Origin of the sequence: Natranaeroarchaeum aerophilus (genome assembly GCF_023638055.1) — an archaeon.
Taxonomy (GTDB): domain Archaea; phylum Halobacteriota; class Halobacteria; order Halobacteriales; family Natronoarchaeaceae; genus Natranaeroarchaeum; species Natranaeroarchaeum aerophilum.
In genome coordinates this window covers 363845-383696 of the sequence record NZ_JAKRVY010000002.1, presented here as the reverse complement: position 1 = coordinate 383696, position 19852 = coordinate 363845, and the positions used below count along the sequence as shown (strand labels likewise).

At 62.4% G+C, this 19852-nt stretch carries 23 protein-coding genes and 1 tRNA gene; 15 read left to right on the top strand and 9 right to left on the bottom strand.

Annotation, left to right across the window (positions count from 1 at the left end; all coding sequences use genetic code 11):
- Positions 1-37: 37 nt before the first annotated feature.
- Both AArcSt11_RS06410 and AArcSt11_RS06405 read right to left on the bottom strand, forming a co-directional pair.
- Positions 38-655, bottom strand: a complete 618-nt coding sequence (locus AArcSt11_RS06410) for a winged helix-turn-helix domain-containing protein (protein ID WP_250595560.1) — start codon at positions 653-655, stop codon at positions 38-40.
- Positions 656-703: 48 nt separating this feature from the next.
- Positions 704-1777, bottom strand: coding sequence for a glutamate--cysteine ligase (locus AArcSt11_RS06405; protein WP_250595559.1), 1074 nt, complete (start codon positions 1775-1777; stop codon positions 704-706).
- A 283-nt stretch (positions 1778-2060) separates the two neighbouring features.
- Between AArcSt11_RS06405 and AArcSt11_RS06400 the strand changes: the two genes are divergently transcribed.
- The 15 genes from AArcSt11_RS06400 to AArcSt11_RS06330 all read left to right on the top strand — a co-directional run bounded on the left by AArcSt11_RS06400 (position 2061) and on the right by AArcSt11_RS06330 (position 15478).
- Positions 2061-2582, top strand: coding sequence for an Lrp/AsnC family transcriptional regulator (locus AArcSt11_RS06400; RefSeq protein WP_250595558.1), 522 nt, complete (start codon positions 2061-2063; stop codon positions 2580-2582).
- Positions 2583-2654: 72 nt separating this feature from the next.
- Positions 2655-3059: a plastocyanin/azurin family copper-binding protein gene (locus tag AArcSt11_RS06395; RefSeq protein WP_250595557.1), complete on the top strand. Its 405-nt coding sequence runs from the start codon at positions 2655-2657 to the stop codon at positions 3057-3059.
- Between the two features lie 102 nt (positions 3060-3161).
- Positions 3162-4040, top strand: a complete 879-nt coding sequence (locus AArcSt11_RS06390; RefSeq protein ID WP_250595556.1) for a hypothetical protein — start codon at positions 3162-3164, stop codon at positions 4038-4040.
- Positions 4041-4115: 75 nt separating this feature from the next.
- The gene (locus tag AArcSt11_RS06385) at positions 4116-5498 is read left to right on the top strand and encodes a metal ABC transporter substrate-binding protein (protein WP_250595555.1); all 1383 of its coding nucleotides are present in this window, start codon (positions 4116-4118) and stop codon (positions 5496-5498) included.
- 45 nt (positions 5499-5543) lie between these two features.
- Entirely contained in the window at positions 5544-6287 is a 744-nt protein-coding gene (locus tag AArcSt11_RS06380; RefSeq protein WP_250595554.1) for a metal ABC transporter ATP-binding protein, read from the top strand.
- The gene (locus AArcSt11_RS06375; protein WP_250595553.1) at positions 6284-7396 is read left to right on the top strand and encodes a metal ABC transporter permease; all 1113 of its coding nucleotides are present in this window, start codon (positions 6284-6286) and stop codon (positions 7394-7396) included. The genes AArcSt11_RS06380 and AArcSt11_RS06375 overlap by 4 nt, the downstream gene beginning before the upstream one ends.
- Positions 7397-7539: 143 nt before the next feature.
- Positions 7540-9636, top strand: coding sequence for an acetate--CoA ligase family protein (locus AArcSt11_RS06370; protein ID WP_250595552.1), 2097 nt, complete (start codon positions 7540-7542; stop codon positions 9634-9636).
- Complete coding sequence (locus tag AArcSt11_RS06365; protein WP_250595551.1) at positions 9633-10715, top strand: phosphotransacetylase family protein; 1083 nt, start codon at positions 9633-9635, stop codon at positions 10713-10715. The genes AArcSt11_RS06370 and AArcSt11_RS06365 overlap by 4 nt, the downstream gene beginning before the upstream one ends.
- 46 nt (positions 10716-10761) lie before the next feature.
- A complete protein-coding gene (locus tag AArcSt11_RS06360; RefSeq protein WP_250595549.1) occupies positions 10762-11421 on the top strand; it encodes a DUF7547 family protein in 660 nt (219 codons plus the stop codon).
- Positions 11422-11463: 42 nt separating this feature from the next.
- Positions 11464-11547: transfer RNA gene (locus tag AArcSt11_RS06355), tRNA-Leu, on the top strand.
- A gap of 324 nt (positions 11548-11871) precedes the next feature.
- Positions 11872-12303 (top strand): nucleotidyltransferase domain-containing protein, encoded by a 432-nt coding sequence (locus AArcSt11_RS06350; protein ID WP_250595548.1) that lies wholly within the window; start codon positions 11872-11874, stop codon positions 12301-12303.
- Complete coding sequence (gene hepT / locus AArcSt11_RS06345) at positions 12296-12724, top strand: type VII toxin-antitoxin system HepT family RNase toxin (RefSeq protein ID WP_238479402.1); 429 nt, start codon at positions 12296-12298, stop codon at positions 12722-12724. Before AArcSt11_RS06350 ends, hepT begins: the two co-directional genes overlap by 8 nt.
- Positions 12725-12988: 264 nt before the next feature.
- Positions 12989-13792 (top strand): hypothetical protein, encoded by an 804-nt coding sequence (locus AArcSt11_RS06340; RefSeq protein ID WP_250595547.1) that lies wholly within the window; start codon positions 12989-12991, stop codon positions 13790-13792.
- 122 nt (positions 13793-13914) lie between these two features.
- Positions 13915-14313, top strand: coding sequence for a hypothetical protein (locus tag AArcSt11_RS06335; RefSeq protein WP_250595546.1), 399 nt, complete (start codon positions 13915-13917; stop codon positions 14311-14313).
- Positions 14314-14359: 46 nt separating this feature from the next.
- Entirely contained in the window at positions 14360-15478 is a 1119-nt protein-coding gene (locus tag AArcSt11_RS06330; protein WP_250595545.1) for a DUF2157 domain-containing protein, read from the top strand.
- Between the two features lie 205 nt (positions 15479-15683).
- On the opposite strand, the gene psmA is transcribed toward AArcSt11_RS06330, so the two are convergent.
- The 7 genes from psmA to fer form a co-directional block, all read right to left on the bottom strand.
- Positions 15684-16457 (bottom strand): archaeal proteasome endopeptidase complex subunit alpha, encoded by a 774-nt coding sequence (gene psmA, locus AArcSt11_RS06325; protein ID WP_250595544.1) that lies wholly within the window; start codon positions 16455-16457, stop codon positions 15684-15686.
- Positions 16458-16461: 4 nt separating this feature from the next.
- Positions 16462-16941, bottom strand: a complete 480-nt coding sequence (locus tag AArcSt11_RS06320; RefSeq protein ID WP_250595543.1) for an Rpp14/Pop5 family protein — start codon at positions 16939-16941, stop codon at positions 16462-16464.
- Entirely contained in the window at positions 16938-17558 is a 621-nt protein-coding gene (locus AArcSt11_RS06315) for a class I SAM-dependent methyltransferase (RefSeq protein ID WP_250595541.1), read from the bottom strand. Before AArcSt11_RS06315 ends, AArcSt11_RS06320 begins: the two co-directional genes overlap by 4 nt.
- A gap of 5 nt (positions 17559-17563) precedes the next feature.
- Positions 17564-18271, bottom strand: coding sequence for an RNase P subunit p30 family protein (locus AArcSt11_RS06310; RefSeq protein ID WP_250595539.1), 708 nt, complete (start codon positions 18269-18271; stop codon positions 17564-17566).
- A 70-nt stretch (positions 18272-18341) separates the two neighbouring features.
- Positions 18342-18782: an RNA-binding protein gene (locus AArcSt11_RS06305; RefSeq protein WP_250595537.1), complete on the bottom strand. Its 441-nt coding sequence runs from the start codon at positions 18780-18782 to the stop codon at positions 18342-18344.
- Between the two features lie 7 nt (positions 18783-18789).
- The gene (locus AArcSt11_RS06300) at positions 18790-18969 is read right to left on the bottom strand and encodes a DUF1918 domain-containing protein (RefSeq protein ID WP_238479411.1); all 180 of its coding nucleotides are present in this window, start codon (positions 18967-18969) and stop codon (positions 18790-18792) included.
- Between the two features lie 62 nt (positions 18970-19031).
- On the bottom strand, positions 19032-19832 hold the full coding sequence (gene fer, locus AArcSt11_RS17005; protein WP_289622696.1) for a ferredoxin Fer: 801 nt from the start codon (positions 19830-19832) through the stop codon (positions 19032-19034).
- Between the last annotated feature and the right edge of the window lie 20 nt (positions 19833-19852).

Sequence of the window (19852 nt, the reverse complement as noted above, 5' to 3'; positions counted from 1 at the left end):
CGGCACGATTCTTAAAAGAGTCGGAGTCAGGTGCGCGTCAGTGTTCTTCGTCGTCTGCTCCGTCCCTGGACGACGCATCCTCGTCGGCGGCGTCGTCTGCGTCGGATTCATCGTCCGCTTCGGACTCCTCGTCCGACCGCTCCTCGACGGTGATCGTTACCGGCTCCTCGTCGGCCCCTCCATCGTCACGGCCGAGATACGTGTCCATGTTGAACACCGTGTTGAGCTCCTTTTGCATCTGGCCCGCGACGCTGCCCACGAGGTCGCTCGGTGCCATCGCGTCGTACTCGTAGGGGTTGTTGCCCGCCCCTTCGTTCTCGCGTTTGCTCCGCGTGACCTTCTCCTCGTCGTGGAGCTCGGCCAGCGCCTCCCGAACCGTACTCGGATACAGGCCCGTTCCCTCGGCGACTTCCTCGCTCGTGCTACCGGGGTGCTGTCGGAGATAGACGTAGATCCGCGCCCGTGTCTCGGTTTCGAGGAGCCACGAGAGCAGGTCGACGATTCCCTGATCGAACCCCTCGACGGCGCGATCCGCCTCCTCTTCGAGGCGTTCGCGCGTCGACTCACCGCCCTCGGGGAGAAAGCTATCCTCGAACTCGTCGTCCGTCTGTGCGTCGTCGGGGGACTCCGGATCGGTAGTGTCGTCGGAAGACATGCGTTGTTTCTAGAAGGACAAAAGCTATCGGGGAATAAAAGCCTTGGCTCAGAGCAGCAACGACTCACATAGCGCGTCCTCGCCCTCCTCCGACCGGAGTCGGCGCTGTTTCGTCGCTCCGCTTTCGGCGTCGTAGAGGCCCCGGAGTCCGCTCACGTCCAGCCGATCGGACTCGATTTCGACGAGCTCGCCAAGCGTGACGGTCCCGTCCAGATCCGGCGAAATAAACGAGGCGTCGTGGCCGTACCGGATGGCGCGCCACTTGTTCTCGTCCAGCAGTTCCCGTCGGATCGGCGTCCCGGGCTCGCCGTCCTCGTACCGCTCCGCGAGGTCGAGCACCAGCGCGTGGATGTACTCGACAAAGGCCATGATTCGATCCTCGTCGGCCTGTCCGTCAGGCGTTCTGACCTCGACTGTCCCGAGTTCGGAGTGTGGTCGGACATCGTACCATAGCTCCCCCCGATCGTTGATCGAGTCCGTCTCGATCATCGTCTCCTCGAACGCCCGGAACTCGTCGAAATCGTCGAACGCAGTCGGCATGCCGGTGTTCGGCAGCGCCTCGAAGATCTTCGCTCTCGCCGACTGCAGGCCGGTGTCGTAGCCGTTCCAGTACGGCGAGTTCGCCGAGAGCGCCAGCAACATTGGGAGATACCAGCGTACTTCGTTTGCGACCCACGTCGCCTTGTCTGCATCGTCGACGCCGATGTGGACGTGTAGTCCAGCGGTCGTATTCCGGTGCTGTGGGTACTGGATCCGATCCAGCTGGGCCTGATATCGCGGCTTTTCGGCGTGTTCGAGTTCACGCCATCTGGCGGTCGGGTGGAGACCGGCGGCGGCGATCCCATAGCCGTGTTCGGTGGCGTGGTCGACCAGCGCCGATCGGATCTCGTGGAGCGTCTCCGATGCGTCGTCGATGCCGTCGATGACCGGGGTCTGCGTCTCGATGACGAACTTGAACAGCTCGTGGTCCAGTCGGCCGTCGAGAGCTTCCGGAGGCTCGGTTTCGTACACGAGTTCGTCCGTTCCCGAGGTTGGGCGACCGCGGTCGTCGACGATAAAAAACTCCTCTTCGATACCGATCGTCCCCAGCTCGGTGAACACGTCGGCCGAACCACCTTCCATTGCAAGCCCGTAATGTATCCGCCAATATATACCGTTTGGACTCGCCTGGGGAGATACGCGCTACAGAAAAGTAAAACTACTCTGATAGTAGTCGGGGATTCGGGAAACGAGCCCGGTCTCCCTATCGAATCACTGGTGTCGAATTACTAGTCGCGATGGCGGTGACAGGGACGTGGTACTGTATCGTCATCCCTGTGATCTCATCGGGAGGCCAGTAGATTATCGGTAAAAATCACGAAATCAATGTCGAAAGTAGTTTATGGGGATACCGACAAGAACCGGTATGGTCGAACTGGACGAGACCGATCTACATATCCTACAGCTACTGACCGAAAACGCCCGGCGGCCGTATAACGACATCGCCGAGCAGGTCGGTGTGTCGCCACCAACCGTCTCCGACCGCGTCGAACGCCTCGAAGAACTCGGCGTCATCGGTCGGTTCACGCTGGACCTCGATCGCTCCCAGATCAGTGAGGGTGTTGGCGTTCTCGTCGACCTCCATCTCCGGCCGGGAACAGTCCACGACGTTATCGATCAACTTGCGCCGCTCGAAAGTGTCGATCACGTGTACGCGACCGCGGACGCCCACGTCGTCGCGCGAGCGACGGTCGACGAGTGTGAAATCCATCGCATCCTCACCGACACGCTCGACCTCTCACAGGTCGTCGAGTACGACGTGCGCCTGCTGATCGACTCGGTCTGGGAGCCGAAAGTTCGGAGTGCGAACGCGGACGACCAGACGACTCACGACGACACTGCTGCGATACCGGCGGGCGGGGCCTCCATCGAAATCGACGGCCAGTAGTACTCGACAACCAGCTGGTAGCAATCCCGTAAATTAGGCTTTTCTCCGGCCGACGCCTACGTCTTGCCGTCTATGACTGAGCGATCGACGATCGATAGGCGAACGTATCTCAAAGCGGCGGCCGGCGTGACTACGGCCGGAGTTCTGGCGGGCTGTACCGATAACGCCGAAGAACCAGCCGACGACCCGGTAATGGACGACGGCGTAACGACAGTGCTCGTCGGCCCGGAGGGACAGAACATCTTCGAACCCGAAGAGCTCACGATCGACGCGGGGACGACGGTCCAGTGGGTCTGGGAATCCGACACCCACAACCTCGCGCTGGTCGAGGGCCCTGACGGCGGCTGGGAGGGGTACGACGAGATCGAGGACGAAGGATTCGAGTACGAACACACCTTCGAGGTCGAGGGGACCTACGAATACGTCTGCGAACCACACGAGGCACTGGATATGTTCGGGACGATCATCGTCCGGTGATACGCAGGCCATTATTATATCCCGTCGCTATTGTAGCTCCGATTATTAAGAATCTCTACCTACATAATAACATATTTGTATACGACTACCGTTACTGGGAGTATGGAGCAAACACGACGACGACTGCTCGCGAGTACCGGTGGACTACTGGCTGCAAGCGCGTTCGCTGGTTGTCTCGACGACGACGACCCGAACGGTGATGAAAACGGCGAGGCTGCGAACGGTGAAGCGGCCGCAGCTTCGGTGACGTTCCTCGTCGAAGGAGTGGGCGGTCACGACGACGACCACGACGACGATCACGACCACGACGACGACCACGACGACGATCACGACCACGACGACGATCACGATCACGACGACGATCACGACCACGACGACGATCACGACCACGACGACGATCACGACCACGACGACGATCACGATCACGACGACGATCACGACCACGACGACGATCACGACCACGACGGCCTCTCGCACGACGAGATCGATCACGCCTGTGGTCATATGCAGTACGACGACAGCGACCAGATCGAAGCTGCTGATTCACCGGAAGACGCACCGGTCGTCTCCGAAACTCACCAGCCGTTCGACATCACAGTTGAAGGTGAGAGTGGATACGTTGCCTTCGAGATGGATGACGACGATCACGACGACCATGATGACGACCACGACGACGATCACGATGACGACCACGACGACGATCACGATGACGACCACGACGACGATCACGATGACGACCACGACCACGACGACGATCACGATGACGACCACGACCACGACGACGATCACGATGACGACCACGACCACGAGCACGGAGACGGCGACACCTTCGCCTTCTTCACTGCCGGTGGCTCCGTCGAGGTCGTCGAGGGGCACGCCGGCCACGCCGAAGCGGGCGTCGACGACTGTGCAGGCATCGACGAGTACGCTATCGTCGAACTCGATCACGGCCGTGCGGTCGCCGAGCTGCACGCGGAGTAGTCGACCGTAGCGAGATTATTAAAAACACACTTCCAGATAACAATCCTTTTACGCAACACTAACAAAATACAGCGTATGCAACAGACACGACGCTCCGTTCTCAAAGCCGGTGCCGGAGCTGCTGCTTTCGGCACTCTGGCTGGCTGCCTCGATAGCCCGCTCGGCGGGGACGAGGGTGAAGGGGGGTACGCGAACTTCTTTGCACTGTGGGACTGGGCCGAGCAGGTTAGCGGTGACGAACTCTCCTTCGAGAACCCGGTCGAAACCGGTTCGATGGGCCACGGCTGGAGTCCCGACGGCGATCTGGCGCGGGAGATCGCGGCGACGAACATGTTCCTGTATCTCGATACGCCCGAGTTCTCGTGGGCACAGGATATCGCCGCCGAACTCGAACGCGATTACGAGGATGTACGCGTCGTCGACGGGATGCAGGGACTCGAACCGTTCCTGATCGGCTTCGACGATGACCCGATCCCTGATCCGGATCACGGACGGGAGTATCCGCCCGAAACACTCCAGCTGGACGAGTTCGATATCGTCGACCTCCGCTCGAACAGGCGGATCGGCTACTGGCACGTCGAGCACTGGCACGGTGGTGTTCCCGATGTCGAACTCGACGAGAGCGTTCCCTTCGGTGTCGTTATCGAGGACGAGGATGGCTACGTTGTGCCACTCGGTGAGGACGAGCAGTACCAGCTTGACGCCCGGTTCGCCGACGATACTGATGAATCAGTCGTTCGGATCGAATCTCACGGCGATCGTGTCGAGTTCCACGGCGAGGAGCTTGGACAAACAGCCGTCGTCATCGAGCTCTGGCGGGGCGACGAGCTGATCTACGACACCGCGGACGAGGCCTCATCCTTCGAGGTCGTCGAGGAGTACGAGGACGAGGGTGCGGACGACTTTCAGGACCCGCACGTCTGGGCTGATCCGGTGCTCGCCCAGCGCGTCGTCGATACCATCGCGGACGAACTCGGGGAACTCGATCCCGATAACGCGGAACTGTACGAGGACAACGCCGCGGCGTATAACGACCGCCTCGCAACGGTCGATCAGCAGTTCGAGGAGCTAACCGAGGACGCGGACAGGGACGTGGCTGTGTTCGCCGGACACGACTCGTTCCAGTACGTCGAACGACGGTACGACTTCGAGCTCGTGACGCCGACTGGAATCTCGCCGGACGCCTCGGTGTCGCCGCAGGATATCGCCGACCTGCTGGACCTCATCGAGGAAGAGGACATCGATACCGTACTCTACGATCCGTTCGAGGTGTCGGACCCCGGCCAGGAGGTTCCACAGATGGTCGAGACGATCTTCGAGAACAGCGATGTCGAGGACGCAGAGCCCCTGACTCCGGCGGAAGGCACTACTACGGAGTGGTCCGAGAACGGCTGGGGCTGGGTCGAACAGATGGAAGAGATCAACCTGCCGTCGCTCCGGGCGGCCCTCGGCGCGTAATCCGATGGAAAGAGTAAAACCGAGCCTGCTGGTAACGGTGCATAGATGACAACGGTCGTCGACGTGGAGGACGTGACGTTCTCCTACGGGGATACGGTGGCAGTCGAAGACATATCGCTGTCAGTCGAGGCCGGGGACTTTCTGGGGATGATCGGCCCGAACGGTTCGGGCAAAACGACCCTGCTCCACCTGATGATCGGGCTTGCCGAACCCGACAGTGGGAGTATCAGGCTCTTCGACGAACCGGCCGCGGAGTTCGAGGCGGGCGAACGCCTCGGCTACGTCGCCCAGCGCTCGACCGACCGCGGCGGTGCGATGCCGGTGACAATTCGGGAAGTTGTGCTGATGGGCCGGTTCGCCCACGTTGGCCACTCGCGGCTGAGCGACGAGGACCACGCGATAGTCGACGACGCCCTTCGGACGGTCGACATCGCCGACCTCGCACACCGCCCGATCAGCGCGGTCTCCGGCGGCCAGCGCCAGCGTGCCTTCATTGCCCGTGCGCTGGCGTCCGAGTCCGATCTGCTCGCGCTCGACGAGCCGACAGTCGGTGTCGACGCCGACTCGCGAACCGAGTTCTACGACCTGCTCGATGACCTCAACGAACAGGGGATTACCATCATCCTGATCGAGCACGACGTCGACGTCCTGACCAAACACGTCGACACGGTCGCCTGCATCAATCGGGAGCTGTATCATCACGGCGACACGGTCTCGTTCATCGAGAGCGATGCCCTCTCGGAAGCCTACGGTAAATCGACCGGGGTCCTCGATCACAACCACCCATGAGCACGGATACTGCCGACGAGCGGACCGAGGATACTCCCAACGAGCCGATTGAACAGTCACTCCGTGCAGGGAGCGTGCCGACCCGACAACGCATCGAGGAAGTCCTGCTCGTCCTCACAGCGCTTCTGGGAACCGGCATGGTCCTCTTTATCACCGTCGACTGGCTCCGGGCTGCACCGGGAGCTGTCGGCACGTTCGCCGGGACGGCGTTCGACCAGTTCCTGATCCTCGGCGAGTGGCTCGATTACTACCTCGGAACGAACGTCTTTCAGCATCCGTTCATGTGGCGACAGATCGCGACTGGCATCCTGGTCGGGATCGTCGGCCCGCTCGTCGGAACCTATCTGGTCCACCGACAGATGGCGCTGATCGGCGAGACACTGGCCCACACCGCGTTTGCCGGTGTCGCTATCGGCGTCGTGGTCGTCGGACTGTTCGGTCTCGGCGGGTCGAGAGGCCAGTTGCTGGTCGTCGCTCTGATCGTGAGTGTCGTTGCGGCTCTCGGCCTGCAGTGGCTGACACAGCACACCGACAGCTACGGCGACGTACCGATCGCCATCGTCCTCTCGGGGAGTTTCGCGGTGGGGACGCTACTGATCTCGTGGGGCCGGGAGTTCGTCTCCGTCCCGATCGAGATCGAGGATCTCCTGTTCGGGAACATGTCCGTTGTCACTGCACAGGGGTCACAGATCGTCGCCAGCCTCACTGTCGTCGTCACTGCCCTCGTTGCGATCAACTACAAACAGTTCCTGTTCATCACGTTTGACGAAAAGGCCGCCCGCGTCGCGCGCTTCAACGTGGCATGGTACAACGCTCTGTTGGTCACGATGACGGCAGTCGTTGTCGTCGGAGCGATGCAGATCCTCGGGGTCATTCTGGTGGCTGGTCTACTGGTGATTCCGGTCGCTGCCGCTTCGCAGATCGCCGGCGGCTTCCGGGAAACGCTGTACCTGTCGGTGCTGTTTGGGCAGGCGTCGATTCTCGGTGGGATCGGTGTCGCGATCTGGCAGAGCCTGCCGTCGGGTGGTTCCGTAATCGTTGTGGCGATTGCGATCTACCTCGGCGCGGTTGCTCTCTCCGATCGGTCAGCAGCGCTGACCATGCGGTGACTGCTTGCGATGGGATGCGTGGGAGCAGTATACAAAGAACGGTAATTATCACGAATATTACTTGGCCCGCATAAAGGGGGCATTTATACCCTGCACGATGTCAGTCAGTTTTTACCGGTGGATACATTCAGATTCATGTAGCGATGGGAGCGTTATCGGACCTGTTCGGGCCGGAGCGTGTAGCCGTCGTCGGTGCAACCGACCGGGAGGGATCCGTCGGGCGGGCAATCCTGACGAACCTCCAGGCCGATTACACTGGCGAGGTCGTTCCAATCAACCCGAACCGTGATGCGGTGCTGGGACTGGACTGTTATGAATCAGTGGCGGCAGCGCCACCGACGGACCTGGCTGTAGTGGTCGTCCCGTCAGGGATCGTCATCGATGCGGTACGGGAAGCGGCTGAAGCAGGTGTCGACGATGTCGTCGTCATCACGGCTGGCTTCAGCGAAACCGGCAGCGAAGGCGCAGAACGCGAACGCGAACTGATCGAGGTCGCCGAGGAGTACGATCTCAACCTCGTCGGCCCCAACAGCCTCGGCGTGATGAGCACGCCAAACGGCATGAACGCGACCTTCGGCCCGGACAACGCACAGGAAGGCTCGATTTCCTTTATGAGCCAGTCCGGCGCGTTCATTACGGCAGTGCTGGACTGGGCAAACGATCAGGATCTCGGATTTAAAGATGTCGTCTCACTGGGTAACGAGGCCGTCCTCGACGAGACTGACTTCATCAACGAGTGGGGTGACGACCCCGATACCGACGTGATCATCGGCTATCTCGAAGGGATCGATCACGGCCGGGAGTTCATCGACACCACCCGCGAGGTCACCGACGACACGCCGGTCGTGCTCGTCAAATCCGGACGGACGGAAGCCGGTGCGCAGGCGGCCTCCTCACACACCGGAACGATCGCCGGGAGCGAGCAGGCCTACGCGGCCGGACTCGATCAGGCGGGCGTGCTGCGCGTCGAAACCGTCCAGGAGATGTTCGACTACGCGCGGATGCTCTCGGGCCAGCCCCTGCCCGAGCGCGACGACGTCGCGGTCATCACTAACGCCGGCGGCCCCGGCGTGATGACGACGGACGCGATCGGCGACTCGCGGCTCGACCTCGCGAGCTTCTCCGACGAGACGCTGGAAACGTACGGCGAGATGCTCCCCGATGAGGGGAACATCTACAACCCGGTCGACGTGCTCGGCGACGCCGACGCGAGCCGGTTCGAGAAGGCTCTCGACGCCGCGCTAACCGATCCCGGAGTGGGGGCGGCAATCGTTGTTGCTGCGCCGACTGCCGTACTCGACTTCGAGAATCTCGCCGACGTCATCAGCGAGAAAAAAGAGGAGTACGAGACGCCGATCGTCTCCGCGCTGATGGGCGGGGAGAGCACGGAAGCTGCGGCCGAGAAGCTCAAGGACAACGGCGTCCCGAACTACTTCGACCCGGCGCGTGCGATCCGGAGTATCGGCGCGCTCTCCGAGTATCGGGACATCAGCCGGACGACCCACGAGGAGCCGCCGAATTTCGACGTCGACCGCGAACGCGCCCGAGAGATCCTCGAAGGTGCGAAAGCGCGCGACGACAACCGTCTCGGCGTCGAGGCGATGGATCTGCTCGATGCCTACGGCATCCCGACGCCCGAGGGCGACGTCGTCGACTCGCCTGCGGAGGCGGAGGCAGTCGCCAAAGAGATCGACGGCCCCGCCGTGATGAAGATCGTCAGCCCCGACATCCTCCACAAGTCCGACATCGGCGGCGTGAAAGTCGGCGTCGAAACCGAAGACGTCGCGGACGCCTACGAGGACCTCGTGACACGGGCGCGCAACTACCAGCCCGACGCAAACCTCATCGGGATTCAGGTCCAAGAGATGGTCGACCTCGATGATGGGACGGAAACGATCGTCGGCCTCAACCGCGACCCGCAGTTCGGCCCGATGGTCCTCTTTGGCCTCGGCGGCATCTTCGTCGAAGTGCTCGAAGACACGACCGTCCGGATCGCGCCGATCAGCGAACCGGAGGCCGACGAGATGATCGACGACATTCAGGCCGCGCCGCTGCTGCGTGGGGCGCGAGGCCGCACGCCTGCGGACACGGACGCCATCTCGGAGTCGCTCCAGCGGCTCTCCCAGCTGGCGACCGACTTCCCGGCGATCCTCGAACTCGACGTGAACCCGCTGGTCGCGGGACCGGACGGCGCAACGGCGATCGACCTGCAACTGACCGTGGACACTGATAAACTATGACGAAGACGCTACTCGTAACCTCGACCGAAGAAGGCACCGGCAAGACGGCCGTCTCGATCGCGCTCGGCATGCTCGCCAAAGAGCGCGGCCTCGATGTCGGCTACATGAAACCGAAAGGGACGCGGCTCCGCTCGCGCGTCGGCAAGACGCTCGACGAGGATCCGATGCTCGCCCGCGAGATGCTGGGGATGGACGCGGAGATGCACGAGCTCGAACCCGTCGTCTACTCGCCGACGTTTATCGAGCAGGTCATCCGCGGCCAGGAAGACGCCAGCGACCTCCAGACGCAGGTCAAAGAGCACTTCGAGACGCTCGCGGCCGGACGCGATCTGATGATCGTCGAGGGGGGCGGCTCGCTGACCACCGGCGGGATCGTCGATCTGACCGACGCGGACGTCGCCGAGTTGCTCGACGCCGAGGTGCTCCTGCTTGGCGGCTACGAGACGCCGGGCGACGTCGACGAGGTGCTCGCCGCTGCGCGACAGCTCGACGACCGACTCGCTGGCGTCCTGTTCAACGCCGTCAGCGACGACGCCTTCGACAGCCTCGAAACCGACGCGACGCCGTTCCTCGAAAGCAAGGGGATCTCGGTCCACGGCGTGCTCCCGCGCGAGCAGGACCTCGCCGGGATCACGGTCGCGGATCTCGCCGACGAACTCGGTGCGGAGATCCTGACCAACGCCGATACCGACGCCTACGTCGAACGCTTCAGCGTCGGTGCGATGGGCAGTGACGCCGCGCTCCGGCACTTCCGGCGCACACGCGACGCCGCGGTCATCACCGGCGGCGACCGCTCGGACGTCCAGACTGCCGCGCTGCAGGCCCCCGGCATCGAGTGTCTGATCCTCACCGGCGGCCACCGACCGACCGGAGCCGTCATCGGCAAGGCCGAAGAGAAGGGCGTCCCGATCCTCCTGCTCCAGACCGACACGCTGACCGCGATCGACCGCGCCGAAGGCGTCGTCAGCGAGGGCCGAACCCGTGACGCCACGACGGTCGACCGCATGGGCGAACTGCTCGCCAGCCACGCCGACGTGGACGGCCTCATCGGCGCTCCAGCCGAGGACGCAGACGAGTAACGCCGCGACCACCCCGTTTTTGTTGGCGGCACACCAACTCGACCCTATGAGCGACAGCGCCCCCGACGAGGAACTCGCCCGAACCGCCGAGGAGCTGGCCGACACCCTCCGGGACCTCCGCCGGGAGGTCGAACCACAGCCGCGCCCACGGCGTGGCCCGCTCGGGCTTCCTCGCCCGCCGTCCCCGCGAGAACTGCTCGATTTCGCCGACGACGTTGCGATCCCGACCGCGATCGCCGTGCTGGAGGCGAATATCCGTCTTCTCGAAGCGCTCCAGCGCGCCATCTCGGTCGTACAGGCCGAACGCGAGGCCCGCGAGCGCGGCGAGGAGCTCCGCGGCGAGGCCGAACGTCGCGGCCGCGAGGCGAGAGATGCCGCCACTCGCCTCGGTGAGGAAAGCCTCGACCGGCTCGATGACGCGCTGGCCGAGCTTCAGCGCGCGGTCGATGAGGGCGCGCTCCCGCGGGACGAAACGGCCCGCGAAATCCTTACCGAAGCCCGCGAGCTCCGGGACGACCTCGACGAACAGGTCCGGGATGCCGAAGCGCGGGTCGGCGAGCAACAGGAGCGAGCGCGTCGTAACGAGCAGGAAGACGCCGACGAGGACGACGATCCGGTGCAGGTCGACGTCGACTCCGAACTGGACTCCCTGCGGAGCCGGTATGGTGACGACGATGAGGAATCGACCGACGAGGATCCGGACTGAGAACGACAGGTTCTTGTTTTTACTTCGGGAATATCGGGTAGCGCGCGGGTAGCCAAGCCAGGAAAAGGCGTAGCGCTTAGGACGCTATCCCGTAGGGGTCCGCCGGTTCAAATCCGGTCCCGCGCACTGAACAAAAACTGCGAGCGTAGCGAGCAGTTTGCAGTGAGGGAGCAGGAGCGGATTTGAACGAGAGAAGACGCGCACAGCGAAGCGAGCACGTCTTCGCGTTGTTCAAATCCGGTCCCGCGGCCAGTTCTCGACTCGGACAAGTGCAGTTGCTGTGAGCGGATACTGAACGAGCGGAGTTGAGTCGCAGCGAAGCGAGCACGTCTTCGCGTGGTTCAAATCCTATTCCGACTGTTCTTTCGAGTTACACTCAGTGTCGGTCCTGTTCGACCAGATAGTCTACGCAGCGGAATTCTTTTGTGACGATACGCCGTCGATTTACATATGGACGGGGGCAACGTGGATTCGGAGCTGATCGCTGCCTTCGAAGCGTCAGTGTGCGCTGACGCCGACGTCGAGTTCGCTATCGTGTTCGGTTCCCAGAGCGCGGGTGAGACGACCCAGGCGTCTGATATCGATCTTGCCGTCAAGTTTTCCGACGGTCTTACTGAGGGTGATCGGTTCGACAAGCGATGTTTCCTGTCGGGAAATCTTCAGCGAGAGGAGCTCCCATTTATCGATGTCTCCGACATCGAAGCGCTGTCGCTTGATGTTGCACATGACGCGGTTAACGGGACATTTGTCTGCGGTGACGAGGACGCGTTCGAGCAGTTTAAATCGGACATCGAGGAGGCGTTCTCTGCCAACCGTGACACTATACGTCGCGAGCAGCGTGCTGTGATCGATCGAATCGCGGAGGACGGACTGCGTGGCTGACAGACGAGTTGTTTCGATCAAGCTTGAGCAGATCGAACAGTATCACGGCGAATTATCCGAGAAGCAAGAAACGCTGTCCCGCGAAGAGTTCCTTCGAAGTACGACCGAACAGCGCGCCGTTGAGCGAATGTTCGAGAACGCGATTCAGGCGTGTTCTGATCTGGCTCAACATATCGCGACGCGCGATTTCGGGTACGACGGGAGCACTGCGAAAGAAGCAGTCCACATTCTGTCTCAAGAGGGCGTTATCGACGAGGAGACAGCGACCACACTTGTGTCCGCTATCGGGTTCAGAAACGTCCTTGCCCATGAGTACGGACATGTCGATGCTGGGGAAGTATACGAAACACTCCAAACCGGACTCGCAGTGTACGATGCATACAGCCGACAGATGGCAACGTGGGTTCGAGACGGAAAATAAGTTTGCTGATAATATAACGGCCTGTACCAGCGTATGGACCCTAAAAGCACGGTTGACGACTGGCTGACTATAGACAGTACCACTCCAGAACAGGCCGATTCCATTCTCTCGCACCACGAGAGTGAGACGGGTCCACGCGACTGATTGCCGCCGCTTCCGTGATGGGTGCGACGTGAGTGCATTCGACGGGTATCCCGTGCTTGTTCGATACCGGCACATTTGAACCACCAGAAAGCATTTATTATACAACAATCAGACTCTGATATGAACCGGCGAGCGTTTCTCTCCGCCGCAACAACTGGATGTGCGACGACAACTGCGGGCTGTCTGGGGGGTGACGGAGTAGATAATCACGGGTACGAACGGTGTACGTCTTCGTTCATTCCTCTGTATGAATTCCCGACGGAGGTCAGTACTGAGATTGAAACCGCTTTGCGAGACGGCGAATACACCGCAGATGAACTTACATACCCGGAAATCGTCGCCGAGGACTCGATCCTGTGGGATACCGAACAGAACCGCTACTACGAGCATCACGTCCACGCGGATGATTCATTTCTCGGGCGGGGCGAGACGATGTTGACGTTCGAGGAGGTAACACCAACACGAGGGCAACCCCCAGAACTCACGGTGAGCAACCAGACCGATGACGCGGTCGACGTGAGCGTCACGATTGCAGAGGACGGCGGAGAGGCAGTAATCACGGACGAGCTTACTGTCGAGCCCACGGATTGGCTGAATGAGGTCGAATCCGTTTCGAGCGGTGAGTACGTTGGTCGAAAGGGCGAGATGCTCCGTGCTCCCGGACTGGAGTGCCCCAACGAGCTGCAGGACTACGAAGTTGTCCTTGAAACCAACTCCAGTAACGTGAGTACGTCCCATGAGGCTATTGTCAGTGTGACGCCGCGGATGGAACACTTCTTTGTGCAAATCGGAAGCGACGGGATCGTATCCGGTGAGATCTGGGAGAACAGCGGGTTCTTTCAGTCACAGGACGAATTGGACAGCAAGGATGGCCAGAACTGGGCGTGTGCGACGCCATTGGGCGGGTGGCCAGAGGAAAATTGAACAGACCGACCAGGTACGGGCTGGGGACAGCGGCAGGCCGACTGGATCGCTTCCAGTCCGTCTTCTCGCAGCGACGCGCTGGCGTCCCAAGACACATATCAACCGATCGTGAACAGACGACTATGCCAACCAGGCGACAGCTTCTGAGCGCATGTGGAGTCGCGTCGCTGTCGGCTGGCTGCCTGTCGGCCCACACCGCGACAACCGGCAACCTGATACTGCTCAATCGCATGGAAGAGCAGACAGCGGCCACAGTCGAGATCGAACAGGACGGCGAGTCGGTGTTCGCGGACACCTACGAGATCGATGCCGGGACGCGTCCCGAGCCGACAGAGGTCGTCGAACCGGACGTATTCGAGGGGACGAACGGGACCAGCTACTCGGTTTCTGTCACACATATGGGCCACGAACACGAGTTCGGCTACTCTATCTCGTGTGCCGATCGGGAGACCGCGGATGTGCTGTATATCGAGCTCTACGGGGAGCACGACGTCGAACGCGAGCGCAGCAGATGCGGGTGAGCGCCCCCACGAAGTTTATGACCGCCCACTGTGAACCCGTCGAATTATGGACCGCGACGACCTCGAAGACGCGGTCGAGGACTGGGTGGCCGCCGACATCATCACACGGGAGCAAGCCGAGGCGATCCTGGATCACCACGAGCCCGAGGACCGCGCCTCACGCCTGATCACCGCCCTGTCGGTGATGGGTGCGGTGCTGGTCGGTGCGGGATTTCTGTTGTTTCTCACCGCGAACTGGTCTGATATCCCGCGAACGATTCGTGCACTCCTGCTGGTCGCGATCCCCGCCGCTGGCTACGGTGGCGGCGTGTGGCTCCAGCGTGGGCAGTACCCGCGTGTTGGGCTGGCGCTGCTCGTGTTCGGGGCGGGCTTCGTCGGTGTCTCGCTGTTTGCGCTTGCCGACCTGTTCGCGCTGGACGTCGATCCGGCGTGGCTGTTACTGGCCTGGACAGCCGTCGCAGTGCCGACCGGCCACGCGCTGGCGTCCCGGCTGGTTACCGCGGGCGGCCTCGCGGTCGGCGCGGCGACGCTCGGGACGGCAACGACGGCAGAGCCCGCCGTCGTGATCGGCCTCTATAGCGTCGTCCTGTTCGCACTGGGAGCGTGGCGACGCGAGACTCCCCTCGGGTTCGCCTACCGGTTCGTCGGCGTTGCCGGGGCGCTCGGGACCACGATCGTCCTGGCTGGCACGGGTGGCCGATTCGGTCCAGCACCCGAGATGGACGCCGTAATTGTGGCCGCGGGGGTCGGTGCCGTCGCAGTAACCGGGCGAGCAGCGCTCGATAGCCGGACGAGCGAGAACGTCGCGTTGCCGCTCTGGACTGCCATCGGGACGCTGGTGCTCGCAGTCTTGCCCATGCTGGCGGTTGCAGATCTGCAGCCGACAGCTACTGCACTGCTCGCGCACCTGCTCGCGCTGGTGCTGGTGCTCGTGACCGTCGCGGTCAGCTACCGATTCGCGGAGCCACCGCTGGTGAACGTCGCCGCGCTGGCGTTCCTGCTCGTCGTCCTGTCGTTTCTGGGAACGACAGTGGCGGATGCGCTGTCCGGCGCGGTCGCACTCGTCGTCGGTGGACTGATCCTGCTCGCCGTCGGCCTCGGGCTCGAACGTGGGCGGCGGACGCTGCTCGACCGGATGGGCGGGTCGAGTCACCGCGATCCGTGAGCCGGACGGGAACTGAACTCACACATTGTAGAACTTCCCTCGATTGCTCGTGGTTTCTATTTGTATATAATCCACAAATTCTACACATTGTGCCTGTCCGACGGCTACCTGTCGTACTACGTTCGACCGTCAGGGGACCGGAGATATCGCTGTGGCTCCACGGGGATCGTTCGAAAGGGAAGAAAGGCCCGTCGAGGGGACTGGCTTACTCCTCGTCGTCTTCTTCGTCTTCGTCGTCGGCGTCCTCGCCAGCGAGCAGATCGTTGGCCTCGAGATACTCGCGGATCTCGTCGGTATCGAGTTCGGCGTACTCCTCGGTCTCGGTTTCGATCGTTGCCAGCGCGAGTCCTTCGGGGTTCAGTTCGTCGTCGTTCACGGAGGCGAGTGCTTCGAGCGCCAGGACGATGCCGTCGTCCAGACTGTCGCCGCCGTCGTAGTTCTCTTCGAGGAACTCCTGGATGTCGCCGCGGTCGGCACCGACGGCGAGCGCCTTCCATTCGTACGGCGTCCCGGAGGGGTCCGTCTCGTAGAGACGGGGTTCGCCGTTCTCGATGCCGCCGATGATCAGCGCGACGCCGAAGGGGCGTGCGCCACCGACCTGCGTGTACTGCTGGATGTGGTCGGTGACCTCCTTCGTGAGCGTCTCGACGCCGACCGGCTCGCCGTAGCGCAGGCGGTTCGTCTGGGCGTTCTGGCGCGCGAAGTCGATCAGCTGGCGGGCGTCGGCCACGTGGCCCGCGCTGGCGATGCCGATGTGGTCGTCGGCCTTGTGGAGCTTCTCGACGCTGGTTCCTTCGAGCAGCGGCGATCGGATGCGCTTGTCGACGGCAAGAACGACGCCATCTTCCGTTCGAACACCGATGCTGGCTGTGCCGCGTTTGACCGCTTCGCGGGCGTATTCTACCTGATAGAGCCGTCCGTCCGGGGAGAAGATCGTAATCCCTCGGTCGTAGGCCTGCTGTTGAGCTTGTCCCTGCATAGTATCACTGTAAATCGAGTGTCATCGCGCCGACGTACGAGCCGTCGACTGCGACATCCACCAGATCGTCGCGGATGAGCGCAGATCGCCGTTCGCCGTCGAACACGACGTTTCTCTCGTCCGAAACTTCCGTCCCTCGTCCTAAATACTTTTCTTCACAGGCACGGATCGTGCCACTGATACCGGTGAGACGGATGCCGATTTCGTGACTGTTGATACTGTCGATACAGGCAAGCGCGGCACGTGCCTCGGTGACGTGTCCATGCCGGGCGCGGACGACAGTCTCGCCCTGTCCCTCCGCAAACGAAAAGTCGAGCACGGTCAGGTCCGCGTCGGCGCTTCCGGCATCACCAATGAGATTCTGGGCAGCGTACCAGAGTTCGCGCTGGAACGCGCCCCGCGAGAGGGTGGCCTCCGGCGACGACTCCAGCACGACGGCGAGATAGCGCCAGTGCGGGCGGACGTGTTTGGGGAGGTGTTTCATTGCGCGCCGTCGTCGCGTGATCGTTCTGCGACGAGCACGCCGACCTGCTCGTGCACCGGTTCGACGGCCGTCAGGGCGAACCCGACGTCGGTCAGCGCGTCCGCGAGCATCCCCACCGTTGCCGGATCGTCCACTTCGGGGCTGTAAAACGGTTCGTCGGGATCCGGTTCGCCGAAGAACATCACGTCGCCGAGGACGAACTTTCGTGGCCCCAGTCCGGCGATCACGTCGATAGCCTCGCGCTTTTCCTCGTCCGAGAGGTGATGCATCGCGAAGTTCGAGGTGACGACGTCGACCGGCTCGTTGACGTTCGGCTCGCGAAAGCGTCCCTCGTCGAACTCGACGTTCGTGACTCCACGATCGCTCGCTTTCCGGCGAGCCTGTTCGAGCATCCCCTCGCTGACGTCCCGGCCGATCACGCGTCCCGCATCCTCGGCGAGCGCCAGCGAGATCGCTCCAGTGCCGGCACCGAGATCGAGAAGCGTCTCCTCGCCGTCCGGCTCGGCGTGCTCGACGACGAGTTCGACACATGTGCGATACTCCGGGCTTTTCTCGTCGTCGTATTCCGGGGCGATCTCGTCGAAGCGCTTCCCGTGATCCTCAGGCGTTCGCGTCATGGCTTTCAGGTATCCTCCGCATATCTCCCACGTTCGACCCCTGGCTCAATGAACGACTCGGACTGAATCTCGCGGTTGCGCTCGATCAGTCGGTCCCACTCGGCGAGTCCTGCCTCGATCGTCCCGGCGTCGAACCCGATCGTCTCGCCGACGGCGGCGAGTTCCCGCGGTGCGCGCAGATGGAGGTGTGACCGGGGCGTTGCGCTCACCACGAACGGCGCGTCGTACTGCTCGACGAGCTCTCGAAGCTTTCGGAGCGATCTGAGCGCCTGGACCCGCTTGCCGCCGGTCGTCCGGAGGACTGGGGACAGGTCGAACTCGATCCGGACGCCGTTGTCGCGGGCGGCACGGGCGAGCACGTGGTTGAAATCGCCATCACCACGCATCGGGTGGGCGAGCACGTCGACATGCTCCTGTTCGACCGCAAAGCGGTTGATCGCGTTCGTTCCACCCCCAACGATGACGAGTCGATCCCGCTCGCGGTAGTTGCCGACGAACCCGCTGGCTCGCTGGGGGTCATCAGTCGTGATCTCGCTGGCGGCGACGACGTCGACGCCGAGTTCCTCCCGAACTTCGGCGAACGAAGCACGGTCGCGGCGGGCATCCTCGGCGTTCCTGACGACGATCCCATCGTAGCCGTACTCGCTTGCCGTCTCGGCCAGCCGGGCGACTGTCGAGTCACCGTCAGGCCAGGCCTGTACCGCCTCGTACATAGAACGAGAACCGGCGCGGCGGCTCTTTGCAGTTGCGTTTCGACGTCGCGACCGGCGAGGAAAGCGGCCCTCAGAACGCGTCGTCGCGAACGCCCTCGATCGCTTCGCGGGCGTTCTCGACGGCCGCGGCCTTCTTTGCGGGATAGGCTTCGACTTTCGCGCGGAGGGTGATCCCGTCGCCGACCGCCGCCGCCCCGTTGAACGCGGATTGCTTGTCGAGGCTCAAAAAGAGCGAGCAGTTCTCGTCGACGCGCTGGTCGAGTTCGTCGAGGAACCGATCCACCTCGTCGATATCCGCGACGCGTCGGAGGACGTGGCGCATGTCGTCGGCGGTTTCGACCCGGGCGGAGAGCACGACGATCCGGTCGCCGTAGTGGCCCTCACTTTCGGCGCGGTCCACCTCGAACTCCTCGGGGAGATAGTACTGGAGCGCCTCAGTGACCCGCTTTTCGTCCTCCGTCGCGTAACAGAACGTGCGAAGGTCGATGTAATGGAACGGAACGCTCGCCATCGGGAAGTTACTCTGCTGCTTCCAGCGAGTCCTCGGAGATGCCGGTCTCCTGACCGTCCTCGAAGCTGACGGTGTAGGTCTCGTCGCCGAACATCGTCTCCATGACCTGCGTGACCGTCCCTTCCTCACCGTCGTACTCGCTGTGCTCGTCGTGCAGAATGACGCTGTCGTCTTCTTCGTAGCTCATAGGTCGACTACCCTCCGGTCCAGTAAAAAGGGACTGATTCGAGGCGCTGGCCGCGGGGATGGTCACACCGGGGAGCCGGAGTCCGCCATCGGCGAGGGAAGCCGAAGCTCCTCCAGTTCGTCGAGGAACTGGACGTTCATCACGAGTTTGAGTTCCGCCGTCGCGGGCACACCGACGCAGGTGAGCCGCGCGTTGAGCCGCTCTACCTGATCACCGCTGAGAATCGTCTGGCCGGGCATGGCAACGTCGCCCTCTTTGAGGATCACCGCGCAGTTCGCGCAGGCTCCACCGCGGCAAGCGTAGGGCCAGGACAGCTCCCGATTTTCGGTGGCTTCGAGGATCGTCTCCCCGGGCTCGACGAGGAACCGACCGTACTCGCCCGTATCGAGATCCGCTTCCGACGCCTTCTCGAAGAGATCATCGTCGTCGATCGACCAGCCGCGCTCCTCGATCGCCTCGTAATCGAGGTACTGAACCTGTGATTCGGTACCGGCGATCAGCGGCCCCGTGTCCTCCTGACTGTACCGGTGGACGATGTTCGCCGCCTCCGAGACCGGCTTCCCTTCGAGCGAGGCAAACCAGTCGACCACGGTCTTCCGTCCTAGCCCCGACCGGTCTGCCAGTTCGTCGAACGCAACACCCTCTCGTTCGGCCACCGGAAGCACGATCGGCCCGGATTCGAGCCGGTCGATCCAGTCCTGTATCTCGTCGTTCGGACGGTCGTACCAGCTCCCCAGCTCCGAGATGGACGCTCCCTCATCGTATGCGATCGCAGCCATCAGAAACAGCGTCGACTCCTTGCTTTCGACTTCGTTGAGCCAGTCCCGGAGGTCGTCACTGTCGACGTAGTTCAGTTGTCCCATACTGTACCGATTGATGGACC